Origin of the sequence: Brevundimonas sp., assembly GCF_023259385.1 — a bacterium.
In the GTDB taxonomy this organism is placed as follows: domain Bacteria; phylum Pseudomonadota; class Alphaproteobacteria; order Caulobacterales; family Caulobacteraceae; genus Brevundimonas.
Map to the genome: position 1 here is coordinate 1 of NZ_JAHFPF010000311.1, position 3,644 is coordinate 3,644.

The 3,644-nt window shown below is 65.5% G+C and carries 5 protein-coding genes; 1 reads left to right on the forward strand and 4 read right to left on the reverse strand.

Annotated features, from left to right (window positions below; genetic code table 11):
• On the forward strand, window positions 1–194 hold a 194-nt coding region (locus tag Q0C81_RS17370), incomplete at its 5' end, for a TonB-dependent receptor (protein ID WP_291840951.1).
• Window positions 195–338: 144 nt separating this feature from the next.
• Here Q0C81_RS17370 and rplI read toward each other — a convergent pair.
• From rplI to Q0C81_RS17390, 4 genes are all read right to left on the reverse strand, one after another.
• Window positions 339–923 carry a 50S ribosomal protein L9 gene (gene rplI / locus Q0C81_RS17375; protein WP_291840953.1) on the reverse strand — a complete coding sequence of 195 codons (585 nt, stop codon included), beginning with the start codon at window positions 921–923 and terminating at the stop codon, window positions 339–341.
• Between the two features lies 1 nt (window position 924).
• Window positions 925–1,203 (reverse strand): 30S ribosomal protein S18, encoded by a 279-nt coding sequence (rpsR, locus tag Q0C81_RS17380; protein WP_008259463.1) that lies wholly within the window; start codon window positions 1,201–1,203, stop codon window positions 925–927.
• 12 nt (window positions 1,204–1,215) lie between these two features.
• Window positions 1,216–1,602 carry a 30S ribosomal protein S6 gene (gene rpsF / locus Q0C81_RS17385; protein WP_040349448.1) on the reverse strand — a complete coding sequence of 129 codons (387 nt, stop codon included), beginning with the start codon at window positions 1,600–1,602 and terminating at the stop codon, window positions 1,216–1,218.
• A gap of 359 nt (window positions 1,603–1,961) precedes the next feature.
• Window positions 1,962–3,644 (reverse strand): SGNH/GDSL hydrolase family protein (locus Q0C81_RS17390; protein ID WP_291840959.1); only part of this gene is annotated, 1,683 nt, incomplete at its 5' end.

The following is a 3,644-nucleotide window of genomic DNA, read 5'->3' on the forward strand; positions in this document are numbered from 1 at the left end:
TCGATCTGGAGGGGCGCTATACCTTCCCGATGGGCGTCGGTCTGGCGATCGGGGTCAACAATCTGACCGACGAATACCCCGAGTATACTCCCGCAGCGCTGAACGCGGCTACGGGGTCGGTCGGCTTCCCGCAATACTCGCCCTACGGCTTCAACGGACGGTTCTTCTATGGGCGGCTGAGCTACAGCTTCTGATCCCGTCGGAGCGCCCGTTTTCGTCTGGAGACGGCGCCGGATTTCTCCACATCGGGATTGAGGGTTGCCGAAGCAAAAGGGGCGCGTTCCTTGCGGAACGCGCCCCTGATGTCTCGGCGGTCGGTCCCGAAGGACCGTTCAGGCTCAGGCTTCTTCGCCGAAGCCTTCCTGTTGACCGGCGCCGCCTTCGATCAGTTCCTGGGCCGATTGCTCGGCGGCCTGGCGCTCATCGTCGAACTGGCTGCGGATCACGTCCTCGCCCTTGGCTTGACGCTCGGCTTCATCCATCGAACGGGCGATGTTGATCTTGACCGATGCGCGGACCTCGGCGTGCAGGCGAACCGGCACTTCGTGGACGCCCAGGTTCTTGATCGCCGTGTTCAGGACGATTTGCGAACGCTCGACCTTGCCGCCTTCGGCCTGGATGGCCTCGGCGACGTCGCGGCCGGCGACCGAACCGTACAGGTGACCGGTTTCACCGGCCTGACGGATCATGATGTAGGTCTGGCCGTCGATCTTGTCGGCGACCTTCTGTGCATCGGCCTTGTTCTTCTCGTTGCGTTGCTCGATGGCGACGCGGTCGAGTTCGAACGCCTTCAGGTTGGCGGCGGTGGCCCGGCGGGCCTTGTCGCGCGGCAGAAGGAAGTTACGGGCGAAGCCGTCCTTGACGGACACGACGTCGCCGATGGCGCCGAGATTCTCGACGCGTTCCAGCAGAACGACCTTCATCTTACTTCACCACATACGGCAGGAGGGCCAGATAGCGGGCGCGCTTGATGGCCTTGGCCAGTTCGCGTTGCTTCTTCTGGGAGACGGCGGTGATGCGCGAAGGCACGATCTTGCCGCGTTCGGAGACGTAACGCTGCAGCAGCTTCACGTCCTTGTAGTCGATCTTCGGCGCATTGGCGCCCGAGAACGGGCAGACCTTGCGGCGGCGATAGAAGGGGCGGCGGCCGGCGGCGCCGGAGCCGGCCGGGGCGCCCGGGGTCGGGGCGGTGGTGTCGGTCATGTTCCGGTTTCCTTATTCGGCGTCAGCGGCGGCGTCGTCGCGCGGGGTGCGCTCGCGCTCACGCTCGCGTTCACGCTCGCGGCGGGCCAGCAGCGGCGACAGTTCCAGGTCGAGTTCCTCGACGCGGACGGTCAGCCAGCGCAGCACGTCTTCGTTGATGCCCAGCTGACGCTCGACTTCGGCCATGGCGGCCGGAGGGGCGTCGACGGCGAGCAGCGAGTAGTGAGCCTTGCGGTTCTTCTTCACGCGGTACGTCAGGTTGCGCAGACCCCAGTACTCGATCTTGGCGACGGAACCGCCACCTTGCACGATCAGGTCCTTGATGGTGTCGTTCAGCGCTTCGGCCTGCTGCGCCGAGATATCCTGGCGCGTCATGACCGTGTGCTCGTAAAGAGCCATGCGGTAGTCTCCCTTGTGGGCGTCGGCGTGGAAACGACCGGGTAAGTCGATCCCCACGATGGCTCCTGGCGCGGCGGCCGGACCGAACGTCCAACCCTTTGGTGTTCCACGACAGGACCGAAGCCCTGGAAAGGCGGGGCCTATAGGGGAAAAGGGGGCGATGCGCAACATTTCTCCCTCCCCCGCGGGGGAGGGTGGTCGAGCCGCAGGCGAGACCGTGTAGCGCGACATTTGGTTTTGGAAATCGGGACACTTGAAGTTGGAGCAAAAAAGAGAAGGGTCAGCGCCTAAAATATCGCCCTGACCCTTACTCCTTTGTGCTGGCGAATAGACAGACGGCTATTGGGGCGAACCGACGCTCACGGCGTCACCATCATGGCCAGGAAGGCCCCCAGCTTTTTCATCACATACGGACCGTCGTGGTTGACGGCGTTGGCGGCCGAGAAGCTCTCGCGGCTGATCCCCAAGGCCGCTTCCTGACCGACGCCGGTGATCATGTGGAAGGGCACATAGGCCGTGTCGGTCGCCAGGGCCGCGCGGACCAGGTGATCGTTCGTGGCCTGCCACTTGTCCATCGCCGCCTGATCGCCCGAGGGGCCGAACACATTGGTCCCCGGCACGGTCAGGATGATGCATTCGATCCCCGCCGCCCGGAAGGCCGCGACGATGGCGACCATCTGCGAAAAGATGGCCGGGTCGCCCAGCTGGTTCATGCCGAAGGCGATCACGGCCAGCTTGGCGCCGGTCGCGATGGCCGCCGCGAGGCGGTCGGGATGGCCGCCGTTGTAGAGGCCGTTGACCAGGGTGGCCGCCGCCGTCGTGCCGCCGATCCCGAGGTTGAAGTAGCTGACGGCGCAGGCGGATCGCGCCTCGATGGCCGCCTCCAGAGCATAGCTCCAGCCGATATGGATGATCGGCCCGCTGGCGTTCGGCGTCCCGTCCTCGTTGAAGCGGGCGACATTGGCGGCGATCGTGTCGCTCGGGATGGCGCCTTGCAGGTAGCGCAAACCGTCACGACCGGTGTTCGCCACCAACTGCTGTTCCGGTTCGGCGCCGTCCGCGATCTCGGTCTGGCTGTCGCCAAGGCCTAGCAGACCGAATGCCGCGCCCGTCCGCATACGCTTGGCCAGGCCCGGCAGGCAGCGCAGATTGTGTTCACGGATCGCCTGAAACTCGGCTTCGCGGCCGATCTCGACCATGTTGCGGAACCGGTGAACCGGCAGCAGCTCCATCGCCCCCGGCGTCACATGCACATGCCACAGCGCCACCTTGCCGGACGGCAGGGCCGGCAGATATTCCTCGGGATCGCGACCGCGCGCCACGCCTTCCGCCACGCCGATCTCGCCCGTGATCGGATCGGCCCAGACCAGGTCATAGCGGGTGCGGAACCCCGTGACCGTCAGGCTGACATCATAGGGGGCGGTCCCGCCGAACAGCTGGACCAGCCCGGTCTTCATGTTGGCGCCATAGTCCGTGCCGGCAGACAGCCGACCGCCCACGACCTTCACCGAGTGAATCTTGAACGCCCCGCCGCCGTTGGCATCCAGGTCCAGGCGGATGGCCGTGATGGTGCTGGAGGTCCAGTCCGCGCCGCCGGCCGTCAGGGCCGCCATGTCGAACGTCAGGGTCGTGCGCACATTCAGCGCCGGGTTGGCCGCGATGGTCTTGCGGTGCGACGCAGAATAGCCGTGGCCCGAGGTGGTGTAGAACAGCGTTCCGTCGAAGCCGCCGCTCGAAGGGTTGGCGGTGCGGGTCAGCTCGACGATCACACGGGTGTATCGAGACCCGAGGAAGGACAGCGACCGGGCGATATAGGCGTCGGCCGCCGCCTCGCTGAAGACCGAGCCATCAGCGGCAGGCGTCAACGTGCCGCTGGTCACCGACCAGCCATCATTCGTATTGGCGAAGGTGTAGTTGGCGAAGATGTCGGGGAAGACGCCCGCGCTGATGACGGTCAGGCTGCTGAGATACTTGCGCGACGCCCAGACGGTGTTGCCGTTGAAGGCTTCGACAGTCTTGGTCTCGGTCAGCGTATCGGCGGG

Bases quoted from the DNA above. Each gene is read 5' to 3' on its own strand.
- rplI (WP_291840953.1), bottom strand. From the start codon at position 923: ATGAAGGTCGTTCTGCTGGAACGCGTCGAGAATCTCGGCGCCATCGGC.
- rpsR (WP_008259463.1), bottom strand. From the start codon at position 1,203: ATGACCGACACCACCGCCCCGACCCCGGGCGCCCCGGCCGGCTCCGGC.
- rpsF (WP_040349448.1), bottom strand. From the start codon at position 1,602: ATGGCTCTTTACGAGCACACGGTCATGACGCGCCAGGATATCTCGGCG.